Annotated in this window: 37 protein-coding genes; 18 read left to right on the top strand and 19 right to left on the bottom strand. The window is 49.7% G+C overall.

Annotation, left to right across the window (positions count from 1 at the left end; translation table 11 throughout):
• Window position 1 precedes the first annotated feature (1 nt).
• The 14 genes from P3C52_RS02755 to P3C52_RS02690 all read right to left on the bottom strand — a co-directional run bounded on the left by P3C52_RS02755 (window position 2) and on the right by P3C52_RS02690 (window position 5,561).
• Complete coding sequence (locus P3C52_RS02755) at window positions 2-265, bottom strand: DUF5405 family protein (protein WP_275553690.1); 264 nt, start codon at window positions 263-265, stop codon at window positions 2-4.
• A 42-nt stretch (window positions 266-307) separates the two neighbouring features.
• On the bottom strand, window positions 308-496 hold the full coding sequence (locus P3C52_RS02750) for a hypothetical protein (protein ID WP_275553689.1): 189 nt from the start codon (window positions 494-496) through the stop codon (window positions 308-310).
• Window positions 497-658: 162 nt separating this feature from the next.
• Entirely contained in the window at window positions 659-1,123 is a 465-nt protein-coding gene (locus P3C52_RS02745; RefSeq protein WP_275553688.1) for a hypothetical protein, read from the bottom strand.
• 8 nt (window positions 1,124-1,131) lie between these two features.
• Complete coding sequence (locus P3C52_RS02740) at window positions 1,132-1,332, bottom strand: hypothetical protein (protein ID WP_275553687.1); 201 nt, start codon at window positions 1,330-1,332, stop codon at window positions 1,132-1,134.
• Window positions 1,325-1,861, bottom strand: a complete 537-nt coding sequence (locus P3C52_RS02735; RefSeq protein ID WP_275553686.1) for a hypothetical protein — start codon at window positions 1,859-1,861, stop codon at window positions 1,325-1,327. The genes P3C52_RS02740 and P3C52_RS02735 overlap by 8 nt, the downstream gene beginning before the upstream one ends.
• Window positions 1,854-2,528, bottom strand: a complete 675-nt coding sequence (locus P3C52_RS20935; RefSeq protein ID WP_343252003.1) for a hypothetical protein — start codon at window positions 2,526-2,528, stop codon at window positions 1,854-1,856. The genes P3C52_RS02735 and P3C52_RS20935 overlap by 8 nt, the downstream gene beginning before the upstream one ends.
• Entirely contained in the window at window positions 2,525-2,743 is a 219-nt protein-coding gene (locus tag P3C52_RS02725; RefSeq protein WP_275553685.1) for a hypothetical protein, read from the bottom strand. The genes P3C52_RS20935 and P3C52_RS02725 overlap by 4 nt, the downstream gene beginning before the upstream one ends.
• A gap of 2 nt (window positions 2,744-2,745) precedes the next feature.
• Window positions 2,746-3,048 carry a hypothetical protein gene (locus tag P3C52_RS02720; RefSeq protein ID WP_275553684.1) on the bottom strand — a complete coding sequence of 101 codons (303 nt, stop codon included), beginning with the start codon at window positions 3,046-3,048 and terminating at the stop codon, window positions 2,746-2,748.
• A gap of 18 nt (window positions 3,049-3,066) precedes the next feature.
• Window positions 3,067-3,624 carry a single-stranded DNA-binding protein gene (locus P3C52_RS02715; protein WP_275553770.1) on the bottom strand — a complete coding sequence of 186 codons (558 nt, stop codon included), beginning with the start codon at window positions 3,622-3,624 and terminating at the stop codon, window positions 3,067-3,069.
• Window positions 3,624-4,496 carry an ATP-binding protein gene (locus P3C52_RS02710; protein WP_038627872.1) on the bottom strand — a complete coding sequence of 291 codons (873 nt, stop codon included), beginning with the start codon at window positions 4,494-4,496 and terminating at the stop codon, window positions 3,624-3,626. The genes P3C52_RS02715 and P3C52_RS02710 overlap by 1 nt, the downstream gene beginning before the upstream one ends.
• Before the next feature lie 15 nt (window positions 4,497-4,511).
• Window positions 4,512-4,676 (bottom strand): hypothetical protein, encoded by a 165-nt coding sequence (locus P3C52_RS02705; RefSeq protein ID WP_275553683.1) that lies wholly within the window; start codon window positions 4,674-4,676, stop codon window positions 4,512-4,514.
• Window positions 4,663-4,863: a DUF5444 family protein gene (locus P3C52_RS02700; protein WP_275553682.1), complete on the bottom strand. Its 201-nt coding sequence runs from the start codon at window positions 4,861-4,863 to the stop codon at window positions 4,663-4,665. The genes P3C52_RS02705 and P3C52_RS02700 overlap by 14 nt, the downstream gene beginning before the upstream one ends.
• Before the next feature lie 2 nt (window positions 4,864-4,865).
• Window positions 4,866-5,000 (bottom strand): protease FtsH-inhibitory lysogeny factor CIII, encoded by a 135-nt coding sequence (locus P3C52_RS02695; protein ID WP_275553681.1) that lies wholly within the window; start codon window positions 4,998-5,000, stop codon window positions 4,866-4,868.
• Window positions 5,001-5,360: 360 nt separating this feature from the next.
• Window positions 5,361-5,561, bottom strand: a complete 201-nt coding sequence (locus P3C52_RS02690; protein ID WP_275553680.1) for a hypothetical protein — start codon at window positions 5,559-5,561, stop codon at window positions 5,361-5,363.
• Between the two features lie 246 nt (window positions 5,562-5,807).
• Between P3C52_RS02690 and ghoS the strand changes: the two genes are divergently transcribed.
• Complete coding sequence (gene ghoS, locus P3C52_RS02685) at window positions 5,808-6,089, top strand: type V toxin-antitoxin system endoribonuclease antitoxin GhoS (protein ID WP_275553679.1); 282 nt, start codon at window positions 5,808-5,810, stop codon at window positions 6,087-6,089.
• On the opposite strand, the gene P3C52_RS02680 is transcribed toward ghoS, so the two are convergent.
• From P3C52_RS02680 to P3C52_RS02660, 5 genes are all read right to left on the bottom strand, one after another.
• The gene (locus P3C52_RS02680; protein WP_275553678.1) at window positions 6,066-6,332 is read right to left on the bottom strand and encodes a hypothetical protein; all 267 of its coding nucleotides are present in this window, start codon (window positions 6,330-6,332) and stop codon (window positions 6,066-6,068) included. The genes ghoS and P3C52_RS02680 overlap by 24 nt on opposite strands.
• Window positions 6,333-6,345: 13 nt before the next feature.
• A complete protein-coding gene (locus P3C52_RS02675) occupies window positions 6,346-6,669 on the bottom strand; it encodes an antitermination protein (RefSeq protein WP_275553677.1) in 324 nt (107 codons plus the stop codon).
• A 679-nt stretch (window positions 6,670-7,348) separates the two neighbouring features.
• Window positions 7,349-8,785 (bottom strand): ATP-binding protein, encoded by a 1,437-nt coding sequence (locus tag P3C52_RS02670; protein WP_275553676.1) that lies wholly within the window; start codon window positions 8,783-8,785, stop codon window positions 7,349-7,351.
• A gap of 105 nt (window positions 8,786-8,890) precedes the next feature.
• Window positions 8,891-8,989 carry a YoaK family small membrane protein gene (locus P3C52_RS02665; protein ID WP_143807664.1) on the bottom strand — a complete coding sequence of 33 codons (99 nt, stop codon included), beginning with the start codon at window positions 8,987-8,989 and terminating at the stop codon, window positions 8,891-8,893.
• A gap of 4 nt (window positions 8,990-8,993) precedes the next feature.
• On the bottom strand, window positions 8,994-9,707 hold the full coding sequence (locus tag P3C52_RS02660; protein ID WP_275553675.1) for a LexA family transcriptional regulator: 714 nt from the start codon (window positions 9,705-9,707) through the stop codon (window positions 8,994-8,996).
• A 101-nt stretch (window positions 9,708-9,808) separates the two neighbouring features.
• Here P3C52_RS02660 and P3C52_RS02655 point away from each other — a divergent pair, with 101 nt between their 5' ends.
• The 17 genes from P3C52_RS02655 to P3C52_RS02575 all read left to right on the top strand — a co-directional run bounded on the left by P3C52_RS02655 (window position 9,809) and on the right by P3C52_RS02575 (window position 17,782).
• Entirely contained in the window at window positions 9,809-10,015 is a 207-nt protein-coding gene (locus P3C52_RS02655; protein WP_275553674.1) for a Cro/CI family transcriptional regulator, read from the top strand.
• A 148-nt stretch (window positions 10,016-10,163) separates the two neighbouring features.
• The gene (locus P3C52_RS02650; RefSeq protein WP_084970707.1) at window positions 10,164-10,454 is read left to right on the top strand and encodes a CII family transcriptional regulator; all 291 of its coding nucleotides are present in this window, start codon (window positions 10,164-10,166) and stop codon (window positions 10,452-10,454) included.
• A gap of 24 nt (window positions 10,455-10,478) precedes the next feature.
• Entirely contained in the window at window positions 10,479-10,619 is a 141-nt protein-coding gene (locus P3C52_RS02645) for a hypothetical protein (protein WP_275553673.1), read from the top strand.
• On the top strand, window positions 10,616-11,566 hold the full coding sequence (locus P3C52_RS02640) for a DNA replication protein (RefSeq protein WP_275553672.1): 951 nt from the start codon (window positions 10,616-10,618) through the stop codon (window positions 11,564-11,566). Before P3C52_RS02645 ends, P3C52_RS02640 begins: the two co-directional genes overlap by 4 nt.
• Window positions 11,553-12,968: a DnaB-like helicase C-terminal domain-containing protein gene (locus tag P3C52_RS02635; RefSeq protein ID WP_275553671.1), complete on the top strand. Its 1,416-nt coding sequence runs from the start codon at window positions 11,553-11,555 to the stop codon at window positions 12,966-12,968. Before P3C52_RS02640 ends, P3C52_RS02635 begins: the two co-directional genes overlap by 14 nt.
• Entirely contained in the window at window positions 12,968-13,222 is a 255-nt protein-coding gene (locus P3C52_RS02630; protein ID WP_275553670.1) for a hypothetical protein, read from the top strand. Before P3C52_RS02635 ends, P3C52_RS02630 begins: the two co-directional genes overlap by 1 nt.
• A 1-nt stretch (window position 13,223) precedes the next feature.
• Entirely contained in the window at window positions 13,224-13,544 is a 321-nt protein-coding gene (locus P3C52_RS02625) for a phage protein NinX family protein (RefSeq protein ID WP_275553669.1), read from the top strand.
• A gap of 365 nt (window positions 13,545-13,909) precedes the next feature.
• Window positions 13,910-14,200, top strand: a complete 291-nt coding sequence (locus P3C52_RS02620; RefSeq protein WP_275553668.1) for a hypothetical protein — start codon at window positions 13,910-13,912, stop codon at window positions 14,198-14,200.
• The gene (locus P3C52_RS02615) at window positions 14,169-14,585 is read left to right on the top strand and encodes a recombination protein NinB (protein ID WP_275553667.1); all 417 of its coding nucleotides are present in this window, start codon (window positions 14,169-14,171) and stop codon (window positions 14,583-14,585) included. The genes P3C52_RS02620 and P3C52_RS02615 overlap by 32 nt, the downstream gene beginning before the upstream one ends.
• Window positions 14,578-14,949, top strand: a complete 372-nt coding sequence (locus P3C52_RS02610; protein ID WP_275553666.1) for an NUMOD4 motif-containing HNH endonuclease — start codon at window positions 14,578-14,580, stop codon at window positions 14,947-14,949. The genes P3C52_RS02615 and P3C52_RS02610 overlap by 8 nt, the downstream gene beginning before the upstream one ends.
• A gap of 33 nt (window positions 14,950-14,982) precedes the next feature.
• Window positions 14,983-15,680 (top strand): IS1 family transposase gene (locus P3C52_RS02605; RefSeq protein ID WP_275553408.1). Its coding sequence is split into 2 segments (ribosomal slippage): window positions 14,983-15,232 and window positions 15,232-15,680, totalling 699 coding nucleotides; the frame shifts between segments, so codons are not numbered across the junction.
• A gap of 288 nt (window positions 15,681-15,968) precedes the next feature.
• Window positions 15,969-16,331 carry a hypothetical protein gene (locus P3C52_RS02600; protein ID WP_275553665.1) on the top strand — a complete coding sequence of 121 codons (363 nt, stop codon included), beginning with the start codon at window positions 15,969-15,971 and terminating at the stop codon, window positions 16,329-16,331.
• Window positions 16,328-16,612, top strand: coding sequence for a hypothetical protein (locus P3C52_RS02595; RefSeq protein WP_275553664.1), 285 nt, complete (start codon window positions 16,328-16,330; stop codon window positions 16,610-16,612). Before P3C52_RS02600 ends, P3C52_RS02595 begins: the two co-directional genes overlap by 4 nt.
• Before the next feature lie 136 nt (window positions 16,613-16,748).
• Window positions 16,749-16,916, top strand: coding sequence for a protein NinF (locus P3C52_RS02590; protein WP_343252002.1), 168 nt, complete (start codon window positions 16,749-16,751; stop codon window positions 16,914-16,916).
• A complete protein-coding gene (locus P3C52_RS02585) occupies window positions 16,909-17,202 on the top strand; it encodes a DUF1364 domain-containing protein (protein ID WP_275553769.1) in 294 nt (97 codons plus the stop codon). The genes P3C52_RS02590 and P3C52_RS02585 overlap by 8 nt, the downstream gene beginning before the upstream one ends.
• Window positions 17,199-17,561 (top strand): RusA family crossover junction endodeoxyribonuclease, encoded by a 363-nt coding sequence (locus P3C52_RS02580; RefSeq protein ID WP_275553662.1) that lies wholly within the window; start codon window positions 17,199-17,201, stop codon window positions 17,559-17,561. The genes P3C52_RS02585 and P3C52_RS02580 overlap by 4 nt, the downstream gene beginning before the upstream one ends.
• A complete protein-coding gene (locus tag P3C52_RS02575) occupies window positions 17,558-17,782 on the top strand; it encodes a protein ninY (RefSeq protein WP_275553661.1) in 225 nt (74 codons plus the stop codon). The genes P3C52_RS02580 and P3C52_RS02575 overlap by 4 nt, the downstream gene beginning before the upstream one ends.
• Window positions 17,783-17,841: the final 59 nt, after the last annotated feature.

The raw sequence follows: 17,841 nt of genomic DNA, 5'->3' as shown, positions 1-17,841 counted from the left end.
GTTACTCTCCTTTAAAAGCTCGTTCACACTGCATGGCTACGCTTTCAATTCGCTCCTGCATGGCCTTTATGGTGTCAATATCGGATTGCTTCAGGTCATGAGTGATGAGTTCCCGCACCAGTTGATGCATTTTCGGGAAGAAGCCTAGACGCGAGAGAACGATTTGCCCCTTTGTTTTTCCTGACTGCGACACTTTCTTCTCATAAAGCACGAAATCGTGGGTGCTGCTTTCGATGATGTAACGGTTATCAATTTCAACTTTCATGTTGTTTCTCCGGAATTTGGCAATAAAAAACCGCTTTCGCGGCTATTTGATTTCTTCTATCTCAATCTTCACGGTTATTCCGTATTGCTTCACTGGCGAGCCGTCCGCATCTTCGGGCCTGCTATAGCTTTCGCGAGTCACCAGGTAAGAAATGATGTCGCTCACCTCAACAAAGTTTGGTTTTTCGGTGAAAAATCCGTCAGCCATGATCAATGCCATGGTTTCTTTCATGGGTTATCTCCTTACCTCACCACACACAAGCTGAGCCAGCGGTCGGCGTTCATTCAGCCTGACTCTGATGGCTTCGCATTCTGCTTTGGTGGGATAGATTTTATCGGTCAGGGGTAGGGCGTGAGAGTGAGCGGTAATGAGGAGGATGAAGCCTGCCAGCATTTACACCTCCGGTTTCGGTGCTGCTTCGAGCATGTCACGCCACGAAAGCAGCATGTTTTCTTTACAGTCTAGCGTTGTGCGGTTTCCGCAATGGCTGCAATTCCCATCAGCGATCGGATGGATTTGGCTGAGCATCTCTTTGCTGGGCTCAACCGGCACAATCCTCCATCCTGCCAGCGCCTCATACTGCTGCGCGGTGTTGTCGATGGGTTCGCTTAACTCTTTGCAGTGTGCAATCGCCGTGTTGTAACCTGCAGCCCAGTCAACGGAAAGCTTCAACCTAATAGCTTCACGCATGGTGAGTTCATCCGGCACTTTCACAGGCTCAGCGGTTAATGCCGCCAGTGAAAGACGATGTGAGGCGATGCGCATACGGTCACCTTCCAGCAGTTCTTTTTTTCGCTGAATTCTTGCTATTTCCGCATTGATGAAACCAATCAGCGCCTGCCGTTCCTGATTATTCATCTGCCACCTCAATCCCAGTAGGTTAGTTCTTCCGCAACAAGCTCATCGGCATCTTGCTGGCAACGGATGTCGATGTCAGTTTCGAGACTGGCTCCGGCGAAATCACGCGCACAAGAATTGCGGCGACGGCGCGAACCAATAAGCCACTCCGGTTTTTTCAGTTCTTTCTTCCAGGATCGAACCACAAAACGCATTGCTGATTTATTCATCTGCCACGCTCCCGCCAGCGGCTTTAATTGCTTCTTTCCAGTCATTGTCACGCATACCAGCGGCCATTGTTGGATGCTGAGCGTGTACCTTAAACTCTGGCGCTTTCACAACCAACGGCGCTGCAAGCTGTGCCTCTACTTTTTCACAACGAGCCGTTTTGCTTCGCAGCCCAGCAAGAGCTAAATCAAACTTACCTTGCAGAGTAGCAATCTGTTGGTCATGCTCGGACTGCTCTTGCTCCAGCTCTGCCAGCTGCGCCCGCAATGCTCTGCGCTCTCGGTCACACGCGCCTAACTGGTCGCTAAGATTTTGCGCCTCCCTGTTCAGCCTTACGCATTCTGCTTCAGCATTCCCTGCGCGCTGCTGCCAGTTTTCGGTTAATGCCGCCAGGGCGATTTCCTGAACCTTTATCGTCCACCTATAATCTTCTGCATCTTTAGGTTCAGGCTTCATGTTAACGTAAGCCGTCAGGTCGCTTATGCTGTCGCGTAACTGGCGAATCAGCGCCTGCCTTTCCTGATTATTCATCTGCCACGCTCCGTAAACAGTCGCTTGCCTGCCAATATCCGCTACGCTGCATATAGTCCGAAACTTGCGCTATTAACGGACTGTCGGGATTGGATTTTTTCAGCGCATGGACTAATCGACGAATCTGCATTACTAAATCGTCCACCGGCGCTGGCGGCGCGGCGCGGGTGAATAGCTCAGTACCGTCCTGAAAATTATCCCAATCAGCGTACTCATGCAGACACACTACAGTCGCGTCAGGGTGATTGCCGCAATCGTCATACTCTCCAAGTTTAACTATGCCTATAGGCTCCTGCTTCGCCAGCTCCGCTATCTGCGCTTCTGCCTTATCCGCCCTGTCACGGTCAGTTATCCCTGTCTGCTCCAGAACTGACATTTGCCTATCAAGGCGTATAAAGTCAGCCTTCAGCGCTGCTATCTGCTCTTTTAGCCCGTCAACATACTGAACGAGTGAGCCGCCGGGCGGAATTTCACATTCCTCGACCAACTGGAAATAGATGTCCGCCGCATCTCGTGTATTGCTGTTTTTGCCGATTTTTTCCTCTCGCAATGCATCGCGCTCAGTTGTGAGTCTGACTATCTGCGCGTCACGCTCTGCCAGCTGCGCTTTCAACCTTGCATTTTCCGCCAGTAACTCATTTGCAATTTCTACTGTATCTCGGCTCATTTCCCCACTCCTTCCACTAATTCCATATCGATAACCCGATAAACGATGTCGTCATGCTCAAGCGACCACGGAGTGCCGCCAGTCATGAATGACACTCTGTTGCCGAGGTGCTTCACGTCCGTAACCTGCACCGCCAGCCCATCCTCAAGCTCAATCAGCCATCCGTTGCGAACCCGTCCAGCTTCCGTTTTCAGCCTGCGTTGATATTTGCGCATATTCACTCCTGACGAGCGGCGCCGAGAAATCCGTACCGGCGGTCGCTGTAATCCCACCTCGCATCATCCTGACGCGGCGTGACGACGATTTGAGGCAGAGGAGGGTGCTGGGCTGTTTGCTCAGCGTGATACCTCTGCAAACGTTCGGTGGTGCGGTCTACCATGGTGCTGATGCGTTCGTGCTGCTCTCCATTGCGTAGCGCCTGCATGGCTGCGATTGCACCTGCAACCGCCTCGCGCTTACGTTTCTCCATGTCTTGTTCAGGGCGTGGCAATGCCGCCCCTTGCTCGCGAGGTGATTGCATGGTGTGCTGCCTTACTGTTTAGATGCTGTGGATAGCGTGAGAGGGGTATTGCAGGCCGATGTAGGCGAACGGGATATCATCATCGAAGTCCATTGGTGGCTCATTACCAGCAGGAGCCGCAGACTGTTGGCGCTGTAGTTGTTGTTGTGCCTGCTGCATGCCGCTCGTTTGGTTGGATTGAGACGGCTGTTGCTGTTGTGGTTGTCCTGATTGTCCTCGCCCTTCCTGCCGGCCGCTGAGCATCTGCATGGTTCCGCCAACATTCACGTGAATTTCTGTGGTGTAGCGCTCCTGTCCGCTCTGGTCTTGCCACTTACGTGTTGCCAACTTGCCTTCGATGTAGATTTGCGAGCCTTTCCGCAGATATTCACCCGCAACTTCAGCCAGCTTCCCGAACAGCACCACGCGGTGCCATTCCGTTTTCTCTTTAGTCTCGCCGGTCTGCTTGTCACGCCAGCTTTCGGAAGTGGCCAGAGTGATGTTTGCTACTGCGCCACCATTCGGCATATACCGAACCTCAGGATCCTTCCCAAGGTTGCCTACCAAAATTACTTTATTAACGCCTTTGCTGCTCATCATGCCGCCTTGTTATCTGGTTCGAGTTCTGATTTACGCGCGTCGTAAACCTCTTTAGATTTCGCCTGGAATTCGGTACCGCGTAATGTGCGCCACACCTCTTCAAACAGCGGTTTCAGTGCATCCATGCTTTCTGCTGCTGAAGCATCAGCAACAAACTGCTTCAGCGCTTCTTCCTGAGGATTGGCACCTGACTCCAGCCATCCAAGCAGCTTCTTGCCGGTATCTTCATTCAGGATTAGCGGGTCAGAGTTTGAGAACAGCTTTGTGCGGTCCTTGCTGGCGATTGCATGATGCGTTTCATGACCTATGTCCAGCACGGTCGTAAATTCGTATTCGACGCCATCGCGCTGCTCTGACTTCATGCCAAGCTTTGCCACTTTCTTGCGGCCATTCTCTTCAACCTGAGCTGTTTCCGTTTTGCTGCGCATGGTGGCGATGATGTGCATTGGCGAGCGAAGAATGGCGTCCAGAAAAAGGCGGTGTCGGGGGTTAATCTCGCTCCATGCTGACCATGTATTGCCACGGAATTTTGTCTTGGCAATGGTGTCTACCAGTTCCAGGCAGCCGCCAACTCCGCTCCATTCGTGAGTGATGCTGTCGAGGATTAACGTTTCGTACCCTGCCTGCTCAGCTGCTGTAATGGCTTCAATAAAGCGCTCAGGCGAGAAGGGGGGATCCAGCTCTAATACATCAAACTCTGCTACGTCAGAGTAAAGTGAGGCGCTACCCTTTTCGGTATCAATTACAGCAATCTTCCCGCCGATTCCTTTGGCTACCAGCAATGCGCTGTACGTTTTCCCTGAACCGCTCGGCCCGGTAAGTGCCAGCCGTAGCTTGGCTTTCTTTCTCATGGCTTTTTCGAATTTCATGATCACACCTTTCTGTTAGTGGTTTGCGTACCAGTCGATACGCTCTTGCTGACGCTCCGTGTGGAAATCGGCAATCGCATCCTTCGCTGCCTGCTCATCTGTCATCACCTCCTGCATCAGAGGCTCTGTGATGGCTTTCATCATCTCGATGAAGTAGAAATCGTCGTTAAGCTGCTGCATTTTTTATTACCTTTGCTGTCCAGTCGGCACTTTGGCTTTCATGCCAGCCGATGCAAATTTGAGAGGCCCATTCAATGGCGTCATGCATGCCTTCCTGATTGTCGGGAAAAGCTTCTTCGTAAAGCTTGTTGAGCAACCGGCACCCCTGCTGAACCAGCAGAGTTCCGTTTACGGGGATAATCGTCATGGTTATGGCCTCCCGGGTTGATTCAGCGTATCGATGAGGTTGCGCCATCCGGTACGTAAACGGCGGGTGATAAGGTCGAGTAGAGATTCGTTCTGGGTGAAGCCCACGACTGGGCCACCCGCGATAGAAAGTGTCATCGTGGACTCCTGAAATAGGTTGATTGGTGTAAAAGAAAGCCCTCATTGCGAGGGCTAAGGTGTCTTACTGTCTGGTTATTGAAGGTCTCTAAAGCGTTGGTGCGTAGCACCTCAAAGCCGTCTGCGTAGGCGGCTTTACGGTGTTACTCAGCGATTGGCTTTCCCCAGTCATCCGTGCCGGTAGCATCGGACTTGGTAATCCCAACCGAAAACTGGGGGGTTACCAGGATTGCTTTGCCGCAACAATCAGTGGCTACAGTGCATGATTCTTTGTACATATACGCGTTACTCCATGCATATTCAGGGTAACTAAGTGGCTTCTTACAATGTGGGCAATCCATCCTCTTCTCCTGTCAGTGATTACTGTCGGCGTGCTGCAATCATTGCTTCTGCGATTTCGTATGCATAAATGGGGATTTCTCCTGATGGAACGCCACTTGCCAGCATTCCTTGCATAGCCTTAGCTGCGAAGTAATCACGCAGCGTCATGCCTTCCTGTCCCTCAACCGTCTCACTACCTAATGGCAGTGGAAATGCCGGACCGCCTGTTTCTTTGCTCATAAACACCTCTCCATCACTTTCGCCAGCGCCATCAGCGCGACTATTGTTAAAACAATCACCAGACTCTCTTTTCGTGTAACCATGGTGTTGGCCTGAATTCAGGTAATAAAAAAGGCCAGCGTTTAGCTGACCCCTCGTTAATCGGTGCCTGCTTTTAACCACATCAGGCGAGGTGGTTCCTCAGCTTTCCACAGTCAAAGGAAACTGATATGTTGGCTGTTCCACAGTCAATATAGGAAATATCTTATGGCGGATTATTTGGTGCGCGTTGAGTTATTTGGAGCTGGCGGTGATGAGTACCAAGCTTTGCATGAGGCAATGAGCAGGCTAGGTTTTAGTAGGACCATGGTATTCGACCAAGGCGAAGTTATGGCCTTACCCATAGGTACTTATATTGGTTCTAGTAGTCATAGCACATCAACCGTCAGAGATTTAGTAAAGCAAGTGGCAAACCCTCAATCGACTAAACAAGCCGCAATATTTGTTTGCAGGTATGACGATTGGTCAGCTTTTTTGTATCGGGACTAGTGATACATCACGCCCTTCGCCTAATGGAGGCGGTGAATAACCGCCTTTTTCCAGCTCCAGTATTCGCTTTGCCGCAAAGAACAAAACGCTTTCCATTGTGTCTATGAAATCCTCACCATTTTCTTTATGGCTGGCTACAACCATCATCTGTGCATCATGAAAGTCGCTGCTCCCATCCGTCACAGCAATTGCAAAATCACCGCTAGGGCGCTCCATTACGATTACTTTCGGGTTGTTGATCATTGCTGCCTCTCAATTAAATAAGTGGAATTGACGTGCCCCGCATCTTCTGCCGGGCGTTAACGATGTGTGTTGCGCCCGGACGAACGGTGTCGAAGTTCTTACGCTTACCGAGCGACAGCGTTACGCGCTCAGCAGCTGCTTCAATTTGAAGCGTGTACTCGTTAGGCGTCAGCTTGTCCGCCTGGCTCATTGGCTTGCGCTTGCACTGCAGCTCAACGCGGCTAGGGGTAGGGCGATGTAATGTATCCGCGCTTTTGCTAACTTCACTTTGCAGATGTGCGCGGCGCTCACGGCGGCGGCTTTCTGCTGAACCGGTGAATACTGTTCTGCGTGTCATAAATCCTCCTGTGGGCTTCCGGTTGTGCTGTCATCAACGCATTCGGAAATCCGCATCGGTATATGAATTTGGCTTTTCAGCCACGTAGGTGATCCGTCACCGTTGTATAAAGAGCGTGTTGTCCGTTTCGTCTGCGCCAGCGTCCTGCTGTGAATCCAGTATCACCGCAAGTGCTTATGAAGTCAACACCGCAGGAGATATTTTATTTCGCTAGGTGGTGAACGCTATGATTTTTCTGTGAATTTATTTTTTGCGGTTATCGGCAGGCACAAAAAAAGCCCGCCACTCGAGGAGAGAAGGCGGGCAACGTGGTGAGAATGTGGTTTTACATATGTTCATAGCTGGCATCCGAGCCAGTAATGTTCATGTTAGCAACGGTCGATATAGATGCAAGCGTAAGCAGTTGATTAAAATACCGTTACGTTTATAAAAAAAGCCCGCACGAGGCGGGCAGAGATGCTGTATATAGTCTTTTTTAGCCCTTGGGGCTATGCCTCTTTGGACATTATGTTATCGGCATGGAAGCCGTGAGCTTTAGAGCTGGGCACAAAAAAGCCCGCTCAGTGGCGGGCTGCATGTTCGGTGGGCATGAAAAACCCGGCGCGGTGGCCGGGTTTTATGAGCCAACGTTGGGATGAGGCGGCAGTGTACCGCGTTACCTGCCGGTTAAAAGGATCATTTACTCCTCTATTGCGTCGACAATAGGTTGCACAACCGCATCTCTGGAATTGTCGCTTAAACAATTAACAGCCCACGATGTACATAGAGCATGCCAAAGTATCTCCCCGCCAATATTAAGGCTGTTAGCGGCATATTCTATCCAGTCATGATGATCTGAATTTGTCATGGCATTATTAAGAGCATCTATTGACTCAGAAGGCTTCCTGCTTATTTTTTCTGAAATAGCTGGCCAACCAATTTTTTGAAGAGATTCGAAGACTACGATTTCGGGTGCATCATCACCAGGCAAAATTTTACACCCTATAGCCGGGGATTGATCTCCATCCAGAAATACAACAGATGAGCGAGGAAATCTTTTGTTTGCAGCCATTTGACCTAGCGCCATACCAACAGATGCACTTCCAAAGGGGATGATTTTTACTCTAGATAGCAAGTCTCTTTCTGTTGAAGATGCGATAATTTCAGAAACCAGTGTAGATGCAACAACATCCTCTACATAGATATCGCATTCTGGATGATTTTCCTCATCCATTTTCGTCATTGCAAAATCAGGACTAACCCCAGTAACTACAGTTCTACCCTCAGCACCATTCATCAAGTAAATTCTTGCTTCGGGAGGAAGCTCGGAAAGAACATATGGAGAATGGGTAGTTATTAGAATTTGCAGTTCCCTTTCCCTAGCAAGATGAGCTAGATCGCGCATAAGTCTTCTCTGCGCTCTTGGGTGAAGAGATGTTTCTATTTCATCAATTAAGACAATACCATACTTAGGATAGTCTGCAGCTAATAGCTCCGCAGCCGTTATCTCTCCAGCTCCCTGATGGAACCCTGAATACCTTGCTTCGCCATTGGAAACAACAGTTATCGGTCTTTTAGCATCTGAATCAGTTAGTGATAATCCGGCAGAAACATAGGATTTACCCATAATATTATTGAGCCTATCCAGCTTCATCTGGTCGAAAGCTGAATGCTTTCCTTCACTTACTCCGCTTTTCAGAAGCTTCGAATAACCAAGTCTAGCGTTTACAGGCTGAAGGCGGCTCAAATCTACATACTCAACTCTTCTTTCTGGTCTTTCAGGATTACCTCTCCATCGTGTTGTCTGTTTCCTTATTGATTTAACAGATGAATTACTCCCCTCTTTGTAAGAAAAACGTATAAATGCGTTTTCTATTTTTTCAAAAGGAGTATCAGGAAAGTAATAGGAGGCATATCTTTTCTTAATATCTTTATAAATAGATGCAGCGCACTGTAAGACAGTGCTTTTTCCTGAGCCATTTTCTCCGACTAGCGCCACTATAGGGAATTGAAGATCAACTCGCTGTCCAGACCAGCCTCGTATTCCTTGTATTTCAATCCACTCAAGCCTTTTAGGCCATGAATTTCCGGTTTTCCATTTATTTATTAATTTTCTCATTTCTTTTGAGACTGCCACTTAAGAACCCCCTTCGCATAACAAATTTAAACTGAAATAACTTATTAATTGGGCTTGGGCGAAGGGCTTGTTCGGCAGCAAGCTTACCCAAACGTCTCTTTTGGCTTAAGCCCCTGGCATCCAGGCCCCGCTGGCAATGAACCATACCAGGAGTGCTATCCCCGCTATCCCACAAACAGCAGGGAAGATGTATCCAATCTTCATTTCATCATCCAAACGTCTCTTCCGGCCACTGAGCCTTAACCACCTTGCCAATGATGCGGATACTGTGGTCGCAATCAATAATCCTGTAAGCAGGGTTCAGTGGTACAAGGTAACTAACGCCACCATCCAGCTCATACTTCTTGAAGGTTGCCTCTGAGTCCCCATTAGCAGAAGCAACACAGAAATCTCCTGTCTCTACCGGTTCGGCCGGATCAACCAGAATCAGCATGCCTTCGGGGAAGCTCGGTCGAACGCCTTGCGGCGCGGTCATCGAATGACCCTTTACCTCAAGCCAGAACGCTTTATCGCTGGCCTTTTTAGTTGTTGCAACCCATGCCTTTGCATCGCTGGCTGTATAGCTGTTTACTTCGGAGAACGGGCCGGCCTGAACGTGTGTGAACAGGGGGTAGCTATAATTTGTAACAGCAGAGGCGTTATCGCCTAATGACTGATACATCTCGGCAATCTCAGCGGCTATGCTTGGGCTGAAATCTTCAACATTCACCTTCAGTACACGAGCCAAAGCTGCGGCATTACTTGGGTTAAGAGCGTTCACGCCATTTAGAAGCGAGGCTATGGCGGATTGTCCGATGCCTATCGCATGCGCTACTGATTCTTGGGATATACCCAAAGATACTTTTTTTGATTCGTAGATCGCCTTAAGTCTTTTGGCGTCTTCCAGTTGCTCGTTAGAGAGCGGTCTTTTCTTCGTGGCCATCTGCAAAATTTATCACCGCATGGAATAAATGACTAACGCCGCCGGTGTTGACTATTTTACCTCTAGCGGTGATAATCAGTGTCACTGCTAAGGAGGAGCCTATGAAGCAGCGCATCAAATTAAAAGACTATGCAAAGCAATTTGGTCAGACGAAGACAGCTCAAGATCTAGGCGTCTACCAAAGTGCAATTTTTAAAGCTCTAGCTTCAGAGCGAGACATCACAGTTATCGTTCATGAAGATGGCAAGGTGTCGGCGGAGGAACTGAAATCCTTCCCTAGTATCCGACGTGACATTCAAGCCGCCTAAGTAAAACCCACGCTCTTTTCACAACGGACATGAAGTCCTACGTCGCTGAAAAGCGAAATCCAAACGAAAAAACAAATGGTTCGTGGCAATAGCTACGGCTTTGTCACGTCTTATCAACAAACCAAAAACAACAAGGTAATTATTCAACATGGACACAGCAAAACACAGCAAAAGGATTCGTGAAGTGGAAAGCGAATTACGTTCCCGCCTGGTAACGATGGGGCAGACGAACTTCGCAAAGATGGCTGGCTGGGCTGATTCAAAAGTCAGCCGGTTAAACATTCACGATATGGCTGTGACGTTCGTTCTTCTGGAGAAAGTCTGGGAGACGAGCTTAATCAGGGAAGTGGCACGGCAGGCAGTAGAAGCAGTGCTTCCACCAAAGAAAAAGTCACCGGCTGCCACCAGTGACTCTTCTCAAATAACCATCGAATTTTGAACCAATTCAACGAGGTAATTATACATGAAGAAGCATTCATATCGCCATACCGGCGTGCATAAAAACCTTGCCCGACTCGACTTTCTCATGAAATGCAACCCGGCTATTGGGCCGAAGCTGCGGGAAATCTTTGAGGAACACAAAGCGAAGGAGAAGGGCAAATGAGTAACGTAGCGAGTCTGGCCAGAGCGAGAGAGGCCAGAAAAAACCAGGAGACACCGCATCATGGCGGTAAGGGGTATGCCTTGCTGCACCGTAAAATCAAGGAGCTTCCCTTCTACAGAACGGATTCTGAGGCTGTTCACCTGTGGGTTCACATCATCCTGTCAGCAAACCATGCACCGGCGCCAGTTAACACAGAGTTTGGAGAGATTCTGGTTAACCGTGGCGAGTTTATTACTGGCCGTAACACGCTGGCAGCTGAGACAGGAATCACTGGTGATCGCATCAAATACCTGCTCAATAAGTTCGAAAAGCTGAGCATGATAAGTCGCATTACAAACAGGAAATTCACCCGGATTTCAGTCACAAAATACGACGATTATCAGCCAAATTTTGTGCCAACAGAGTGCCAACAGAGTGCCAACCAAAACCCGCAGCCAGTAAGGCTCTCAGGTGAGGTTGTGCCAACAGAGTGCCAGCAAAGTGCCACAAACAATGAAGTATTAAATAATAACTCAATATCTAAAGATATTGAGTGCCCATCTCAAGCAGCAGAATTCGATGATGATGAGCCTATCAGGATTGCCAGAGAACCTAAGCAGCCTGACCAGCCAAAAAGAATCATCACCCCCTACGAAGAAATGGTCTCTGCCTATCACGAAATACTTCCTGAAATGGCCGGTGTGGAGGTTATTCGTGGAAAGCGTAAAGCGGCAATGCGCAAGTTCTGGAACGAGTGCAATCAGGAATACCAGAAAGCTCATGGGAAACCATTCACGATCGCCAACTGGCGAAACTACCTGGAGTACATCGCAGTTAACTGCACGTGGATGATGCAGGAGCGCCCAAACGGCAAGGGCGGCTTCTGGCAAGCCAAGAACCTGGATTATCTGGTAACGGATGAGTGCTACACGAAAGTGAAGGAGCAGCGCGCAAATGACCGAAAATAATTTTATCCCACCGCACAGTCTTGAAGCAGAGCAGGGCGTTATCGGCAGCATCCTGATCGACAGCCAAAGCGAGAAGTGCCAAATAACTCTGGCCAGCCTGAAAGCGGATGCATTCTACAACAGGGCTCATCAGGAAATCTGGCAGGAAGCTGTTTCGATGAACCGGCGCAAGCTCAACATCGACCTTCTGACCCTGAGTGACAGCCTTGAGCAGTCAGGCAAGCTGCAACAGGTTGGTGGGCTGGCTTATTTGGCTGAAGCTGCCAAGAACACGCCCAGCGCGGCAAACGTCGCTAACTACGCTCAGGTGGTTCGTGACCGGGCTTCAGATCGCATGTGGTTACGCCAGACCGCTGAAGTGATGCACCTGTTTAATTCCCGCAATGGCATGAGCAGCGAGCAGAAAGTTGAGGCGGCACAGGCGCTACTGGCTGAGGCTGTGGAATCAACCACGACAGGAAACAAAAAGGGACTCCGCCGCATCGATGAGATTGCCTCGAAATGGACAGCTATGGTCGAGAACCGCTTCAGCGACCCTGATGCGCATCGTGGCCTTACTACTGGTATCCGTGACCTGGACAACATGCTCGCGCCTAAGCACATCATGCGCGGTTCGCTGTTTGTCATTGGCGCAAGGCCAAAGATGGGTAAGACCACAGTGCTGACGGAAATTGCCCTGCATGTCGCCGACGTTGAAAACCTGCCGGTAGCGATGTTCAGCCTTGAGATGCCAGAAGAGCAAATCTTTGAGCGCATGCTTGGCCAGGCATCGCACGTTAACACTGACATGTTCTATGACGGTGCGAATGACGAAGAAGACTGGAACCGCGTTTATGCAGCGATGGCCAGAATGAGCGACCGTCCTAACATCTGGATTGATGATAATCCGGGAATGACGCTGGCTCACATTCAGGCTGAGTGCCGCAAGCTCAAGCGCAACCATAAACGCATTGGAATGATCGGCATCGACTACCTGACGCTGATGAACACCGAGTCGGCTGAAACCAACGCCCTGGCATTCGGCAAAATCACCAAGGCACTGAAGAATCTGGCCAAGGAGCTGGATACCGTAATTGTCCTGCTGACCCAGCTGAACCGTAATCTGGAAGAACGAGCCAATAAGCGTCCAATGGCCAGCGATTCACGAGACACAGGCCAGATTGAGCAGGACTGTGATTACTGGATGGCCATCTACAAAGAGAGCATCTACGACGACAGCGCCGACCCAACGCTGACAGAGCTGATCCTCAGGCTTAACCGCCACGGTAAGACGGGAACGGTATACGTCGATCAGAAGGATGTGGCGCTTTATCCGTGCGACCAAAAACAGGCTATCGAAGAACGCGCTGACCGCAAAAAGCGTCGCGTAACTCAACAGGTTGAAAAGGTATCGGGGTTCTGATGAAAACACTTCTTGAAAAGTACATTGAGCATCGTGAAGAGCTGGCCAAAAAGGTTTATCTGGAAGACGGATTTATTGTCCTGAATACCGGCAACACACTTTATGAAATCGCAGTAAGCAGAATCCACAGCCATGAAAGCCTGGCCAACTGGGCGTTTCACCTGACCGAGAAAGTGTGGATGGACATGGACATGATGCGTGAGTTTCTGCGCGTGGCCAGCACAGCTGCGAACCTGCCGCTGGAGGGAGTCTGAGATGGACTACAGCAAGATGAGTGACTTTGAGATTAACAAGGCTGTTGGTGAATCTACTGGTGAAGCGCTAAACACTGAAGAAACTCTGAACCTAGTAATTAGAAATAGCACTGGGCGGAGATTCGATCCTTGCAACTCATGGGCTGATGCCGGGCCGATTATCGAGAAATTTGGCATTGGCTTAATGCCTTTTAAAAAGTCGCCAGCAAAGGCATGGCCGCTATCTGTTGGCCTGCTAAGTAATGCCGGCGTGGAACATGAAAACCCTCTCCGCGCCGCGATGATTGTCTACCTGATGATGCACGACAAAGGGGAAGAGTGATGAGCAAGCATGAAGAGGATTTCGGTGGTTGCGCATGGCATAGCTTTTACTCGCCAAACTGCGACGCCTGCCGCGCCAGAGCTAAGCAGGAATATAAATACCGAGCGGAAAAGCCACAGCAGACCGGCAAGCATCAGGAAGGAGAGTGAGATGGACAATCCTCAATATCGAGCCGTAATGGATGGGAAGGGAGGGCTTATCGTTGAAAAAAGGTCTCCGTGGTATATCCGGTTGATTTTTTGGGAGGCGTATATGCCGGTATCAAATAGTCTCCGAGACCTGAAAGCTTGCGACGAACTTGTGGCCCGACTGAAGCTGGCGGACGCTGGGAAAACTAACTTCCGCAAAGTTGTGAGGAATTATCGATGACCAACAACGATGAGCTGGAGCGGCAGCAGCGAGAGCTATTTGCAGAAAGTTTTGAGGACCACACAGGCTGGCATCCTGACGATTACCCAAGCCCGGATGTTGTCGAAACAAGCTGGGAAATCTGGCGCGATGGCTGGCAGGCAGCGTTAAGCAGCAAACAGGAGCAGAAGAATAATTCTGCCCTTGTCAGTACGCCACAGCATGTTCTCGATGAGAAATGGGGAGAGCATTTTGGGCTGAAACAGGAGAAGAGCGATGGAGAAACAGACGTACCTCATCAGAGATAACCGAATACGCCAGAACTGCATAGAAGCTATCCAGAACCTCCCCACTAATACCGATCGCCCCCTACAGATAATCATCCAGGAAGACACCCGCAGCCTTGCGCAAAACGCAAAACTCCACGCAATGCTTACAGACGTAAGCAGGCAGGCAGTATTCATGGGGAAAAAGAGGTCAGTTGAGTACTGGAAGAGCCTGTTTGTTTCGGGTTGGCAAATTGCTACTGGACAAAACCCTGAGATTGTTCCGGGCCTTGAAGGTGAATTTATAAACATCAGAGAAAGCACGGCGAAAATGTCAGTTAAAAAGCTATCAGGTGTTATCGAATACATACATGCCTACTGCGCTATGAACGATATAAGCCTTAGGGCAGGAGATTATTATGAGTGAAATATGGAAAGCGATAGATATTAGCCCTGACTACGAAGTCAGTAATTATGGGCGATTTAGAAGCAAAGACAGAAAAGATATTAAACGACCATATGAGAGATGGATAAAAGGGAAAATAATGACTCCATTTATCTCAAAAGGAACCGGTTATCTACAGGTGAAAATCAATAGGAAGAATTACAACCTGCATCGTCTGGTGGCAACTGCTTTTTGTGATGGCTCCGCGCCATCGTTGGTGGTTAACCACAAGAACGGAATTAGAACAGATAACCGAGCTGAAAACTTGGAATGGGTAACCCATAGCGAAAATATTCGGCATGCATTTCGAGAGCTTGGAAAGCGGGTAATGCTGCCAACTTACTGATTTAGTGTATGATGGTGATTTTAAGGTGCTTGCGTGGCTTCCATTTCCATCAGATGTCCTTCCTGCTCCGCTACTGAAGGCGTGGTGCGTAACGGCAAAAGCACTGCCGGACATCAGCGCTATCTCTGCTCTCATTGCCGTAAAACATGGCAACTACAGTTCACTTACACCGCCTCTCAGCCCGGTACGCACCAGAAAATCATTGATATGGCCATGAATGGCGTCGGATGTCGCGCCAGTGCACGCATTATGGGCGTTGGCCTCAACACGGTTTTACGTCACTTAAAAAACTCAGGCCGCAGTCGGTAACCTCGCGCATACAACCGGGCAGTGATGTGATTGTCTGCGCTGAAATGGACGAACAGTGGGGCTACGTCGGTGCTAAATCACGTCAGCGCTGGCTGTTTTACGCGTATGACAGGATACGGAGGACGGTTGTGGCGCACGTCTTCGGTGAACGCACTCTGGCCACACTGGAGCGTCTTCTGAGCCTGCTGTCGGCCTTTGAGGTCGTGGTATGGATGACGGATGGCTGGCCGCTGTACGAATCACACCTGAAGGGAAAGCTGCACGTTATCAGCAAGCGTTACACTCAGCGCATTGAGCGACATAACCTGAATCTGAGACAACATCTGGCAAGGCTGGGACGGAAGTCACTGTCGTTCTCAAAATCGGTGGAGCTGCATGACAAGGTCATCGGGCATTATCTGAACATAAAACACTATCAGTAAGTTGGAGTCATTACCTGGAAAGCGAGGTAATTGCTTGGGCAAATTTAGTAGCGATCACCACGTCAGTCGGCGAGTTATTTCATGCGACATAAAGACAGGTGAGCAAAGGGCTTATCTAAGCGGCATGGATGCAGTTCGCGAGGGGTTTGATAGCTCATCAATCAGTCGCTGTTGTCATGGCCAGTACCGGCATCACAAAGGGAAAACATGGAAATTCGCCACGGATAAGGACATCGAAAAGATTGAGGTGTGGGTTGGCTACACAGAAGAAAAGAACAGGAGCGCAGCATGAGACTACCAACCAACTTAATGATTATTGACTGCATGCCAAAAGGGCAGTGGTTTACAGCATCAGAAGTCACTCAGTTACTCAAAAGCAAATACGGGATGGTTCACGTATCTGTTGTATCAGGCACATTGCACCGCATGAGCAGCTCGGCAAACGTGAAACTGCTGAAAAGAGGTGACCCGCGACGCCTTCAGTACAGGCTTGTGTCTGTTGGTGATGACTATCTGATCCGCAATATACGGCAGACGAACAAGCGTTTACTGCCGGAGTGGATGAAAGAACTTGCTGAGCCTAAGAAAACCTATCCCGATGGCTTCCTGATGGCCGAGTTCAACAAGCTGATTCGTGAGGTGCGGGCATGAAAGGCTACACAACTGCCGACGTTCGGCGAATGAAAGAAATGGCAACGCACTACCCGCCAGAGCAGATTGCATCGGAGCTGGGCAGGACAAAAGCCGCAATCATCGTTTTCGCCTGCCGTAACGGAATACCGTTGACAAATCGCAGATATGAAAAGCGAACATCAAAGCAACGCAATAATGTTCAGGCGCTGCGGAGGGCCGGGAAAACATACCGTGAAATTGTCGAAGAAACCGGTATCCCTATTTCGACCTGTATACGTTGGGGGAGAGAGGCTGAATGAGGCGAGTATCCCCGACACAGAAAGCCATTAATAACCTGATATTCCGCACTACCTGCCGCAAGTCCCGCAAGAAACCAATCCCAACCGCCAGTCAGATAACCACGTTTGATTACGTAGGTGGCCTGCTGCGTGCTAAATGGGACCGGATGAGGACGGCACGATGAGCGAACCAGTAGAGCCACATTGCGCAGATTGTGGGTTACCGCTGTCACCAGACGAATGTCACGTCTGCTCTGACTGCTGTGCTTTCTACACGATATTCAGAGACCCGAACGGATATATGGCTGGAGACGATGATGAGTAATTTGCGGAAAGAAGCTCGCGGAAGAGAGTGCCAGATACGGATTCCCGGTCATTGCAACCACAACCCTGAAACATCATGTCTTGCGCATCTTCGGCTGGCTGGCACATGTGGAACCGGCATTAAACCGCATGACCTGCTTGGAGCGATTGCCTGCAACTGCTGTCACGATGTTGTCGATGGTCGTGTAAAGACCAGCTACAGCCGTGAAGAGCTTTCCCTGATGCATGCTGAGGGCGTTTTAAGGACGCAGGTAATCTGGCTGAGGGAGGGGCTTGTAAAAACATGAACCAGTATCGGATATCGTTGCCATGGCCGCCCGGAAATAACCACCTCTTCTCAGTATTTCGCGGGCGAAAGATAAAAAGCAAAAAGGGAAGGGAATACACCGCAGCAGTAACTCAGCAAATCACCGAAGCAAATCAGCAATTCCAACTGGCCGGCAGGCTGAAAGTAAAAATCCTCGCATATCCACCTACACGCGCCCGGCGTGACCTCGACAACCTCTTTAAAGCACCTCTCGACTCACTCACACATGCAGGCGTTATAGCTGACGACAGCCTGATTGATGACGTGCGCATGGTGCGCTGCGAAGTGGTGAAGGGCGGACGGCTGGAAGTGGTGATCACCGAACTGGAGGAAGCATGAACGGCATCAATTATCCGATATCAACGGCGGCTGTTTTCGACGATTTCATTTTCCCAATTCACTTGGAGGGCCCGCATCAGATCGAGCAGGAGTTGGCTATGGCTGTTGGCTGGTTCTGCCGTTGGTGCAACGAAGAAAAAGCGGTCGTGAAGGCAAATATGCTTGTCAGCTTTTGGGGGCTTTATCTGAGCTACGAACAGGCAATGGAGCGTGCAGCATGAAAGCAATAGACCATTACCGGCTGGCTATGTATCTGCAGACGCGAAAGCAACTGGAGAGT

The sequence above is a fragment of the Mixta sp. Marseille-Q2659 genome (assembly GCF_940807255.1).
In the GTDB taxonomy this organism is placed as follows: Bacteria; Pseudomonadota; Gammaproteobacteria; order Enterobacterales; family Enterobacteriaceae; genus Mixta.
The sequence above is the reverse complement of the archived record's forward strand: the minus strand, read 5'-3'. Positions and strand labels throughout refer to the sequence as shown.

What these genes read in the sequence shown, in the direction of transcription:
- P3C52_RS02755 (WP_275553690.1), bottom strand. Translation starts at nt 265, where the DNA reads ATGAAAGTTGAAATTGATAACCGTTACATCATCGAAAGCAGCACCCAC.
- P3C52_RS02750 (WP_275553689.1), bottom strand. Translation starts at nt 496, where the DNA reads ATGAAAGAAACCATGGCATTGATCATGGCTGACGGATTTTTCACCGAA.
- P3C52_RS02745 (WP_275553688.1), bottom strand. Translation starts at nt 1,123, where the DNA reads ATGAATAATCAGGAACGGCAGGCGCTGATTGGTTTCATCAATGCGGAA.
- P3C52_RS02740 (WP_275553687.1), bottom strand. Translation starts at nt 1,332, where the DNA reads ATGAATAAATCAGCAATGCGTTTTGTGGTTCGATCCTGGAAGAAAGAA.
- P3C52_RS02735 (WP_275553686.1), bottom strand. Translation starts at nt 1,861, where the DNA reads ATGAATAATCAGGAAAGGCAGGCGCTGATTCGCCAGTTACGCGACAGC.
- P3C52_RS20935 (WP_343252003.1), bottom strand. Translation starts at nt 2,528, where the DNA reads ATGAGCCGAGATACAGTAGAAATTGCAAATGAGTTACTGGCGGAAAAT.
- P3C52_RS02725 (WP_275553685.1), bottom strand. Translation starts at nt 2,743, where the DNA reads ATGCGCAAATATCAACGCAGGCTGAAAACGGAAGCTGGACGGGTTCGC.
- P3C52_RS02720 (WP_275553684.1), bottom strand. Translation starts at nt 3,048, where the DNA reads ATGCAATCACCTCGCGAGCAAGGGGCGGCATTGCCACGCCCTGAACAA.
- P3C52_RS02715 (WP_275553770.1), bottom strand. Translation starts at nt 3,624, where the DNA reads ATGAGCAGCAAAGGCGTTAATAAAGTAATTTTGGTAGGCAACCTTGGG.
- P3C52_RS02710 (WP_038627872.1), bottom strand. Translation starts at nt 4,496, where the DNA reads ATGAAATTCGAAAAAGCCATGAGAAAGAAAGCCAAGCTACGGCTGGCA.
- P3C52_RS02705 (WP_275553683.1), bottom strand. Translation starts at nt 4,676, where the DNA reads ATGCAGCAGCTTAACGACGATTTCTACTTCATCGAGATGATGAAAGCC.
- P3C52_RS02700 (WP_275553682.1), bottom strand. Translation starts at nt 4,863, where the DNA reads ATGACGATTATCCCCGTAAACGGAACTCTGCTGGTTCAGCAGGGGTGC.
- P3C52_RS02695 (WP_275553681.1), bottom strand. Translation starts at nt 5,000, where the DNA reads ATGACACTTTCTATCGCGGGTGGCCCAGTCGTGGGCTTCACCCAGAAC.
- P3C52_RS02690 (WP_275553680.1), bottom strand. Translation starts at nt 5,561, where the DNA reads ATGAGCAAAGAAACAGGCGGTCCGGCATTTCCACTGCCATTAGGTAGT.
- ghoS (WP_275553679.1), top strand. Translation starts at nt 5,808, where the DNA reads ATGGCGGATTATTTGGTGCGCGTTGAGTTATTTGGAGCTGGCGGTGAT.
- P3C52_RS02680 (WP_275553678.1), bottom strand. Translation starts at nt 6,332, where the DNA reads ATGATCAACAACCCGAAAGTAATCGTAATGGAGCGCCCTAGCGGTGAT.
- P3C52_RS02675 (WP_275553677.1), bottom strand. Translation starts at nt 6,669, where the DNA reads ATGACACGCAGAACAGTATTCACCGGTTCAGCAGAAAGCCGCCGCCGT.
- P3C52_RS02665 (WP_143807664.1), bottom strand. Translation starts at nt 8,989, where the DNA reads ATGAAGATTGGATACATCTTCCCTGCTGTTTGTGGGATAGCGGGGATA.
- P3C52_RS02660 (WP_275553675.1), bottom strand. Translation starts at nt 9,707, where the DNA reads ATGGCCACGAAGAAAAGACCGCTCTCTAACGAGCAACTGGAAGACGCC.
- P3C52_RS02655 (WP_275553674.1), top strand. Translation starts at nt 9,809, where the DNA reads ATGAAGCAGCGCATCAAATTAAAAGACTATGCAAAGCAATTTGGTCAG.
- P3C52_RS02650 (WP_084970707.1), top strand. Translation starts at nt 10,164, where the DNA reads ATGGACACAGCAAAACACAGCAAAAGGATTCGTGAAGTGGAAAGCGAA.
- P3C52_RS02645 (WP_275553673.1), top strand. Translation starts at nt 10,479, where the DNA reads ATGAAGAAGCATTCATATCGCCATACCGGCGTGCATAAAAACCTTGCC.
- P3C52_RS02640 (WP_275553672.1), top strand. Translation starts at nt 10,616, where the DNA reads ATGAGTAACGTAGCGAGTCTGGCCAGAGCGAGAGAGGCCAGAAAAAAC.
- P3C52_RS02635 (WP_275553671.1), top strand. Translation starts at nt 11,553, where the DNA reads ATGACCGAAAATAATTTTATCCCACCGCACAGTCTTGAAGCAGAGCAG.
- P3C52_RS02630 (WP_275553670.1), top strand. Translation starts at nt 12,968, where the DNA reads ATGAAAACACTTCTTGAAAAGTACATTGAGCATCGTGAAGAGCTGGCC.
- P3C52_RS02625 (WP_275553669.1), top strand. Translation starts at nt 13,224, where the DNA reads ATGGACTACAGCAAGATGAGTGACTTTGAGATTAACAAGGCTGTTGGT.
- P3C52_RS02620 (WP_275553668.1), top strand. Translation starts at nt 13,910, where the DNA reads ATGACCAACAACGATGAGCTGGAGCGGCAGCAGCGAGAGCTATTTGCA.
- P3C52_RS02615 (WP_275553667.1), top strand. Translation starts at nt 14,169, where the DNA reads ATGGAGAAACAGACGTACCTCATCAGAGATAACCGAATACGCCAGAAC.
- P3C52_RS02610 (WP_275553666.1), top strand. Translation starts at nt 14,578, where the DNA reads ATGAGTGAAATATGGAAAGCGATAGATATTAGCCCTGACTACGAAGTC.
- P3C52_RS02600 (WP_275553665.1), top strand. Translation starts at nt 15,969, where the DNA reads ATGAGACTACCAACCAACTTAATGATTATTGACTGCATGCCAAAAGGG.
- P3C52_RS02595 (WP_275553664.1), top strand. Translation starts at nt 16,328, where the DNA reads ATGAAAGGCTACACAACTGCCGACGTTCGGCGAATGAAAGAAATGGCA.
- P3C52_RS02590 (WP_343252002.1), top strand. Translation starts at nt 16,749, where the DNA reads ATGGGACCGGATGAGGACGGCACGATGAGCGAACCAGTAGAGCCACAT.
- P3C52_RS02585 (WP_275553769.1), top strand. Translation starts at nt 16,909, where the DNA reads ATGAGTAATTTGCGGAAAGAAGCTCGCGGAAGAGAGTGCCAGATACGG.
- P3C52_RS02580 (WP_275553662.1), top strand. Translation starts at nt 17,199, where the DNA reads ATGAACCAGTATCGGATATCGTTGCCATGGCCGCCCGGAAATAACCAC.
- P3C52_RS02575 (WP_275553661.1), top strand. Translation starts at nt 17,558, where the DNA reads ATGAACGGCATCAATTATCCGATATCAACGGCGGCTGTTTTCGACGAT.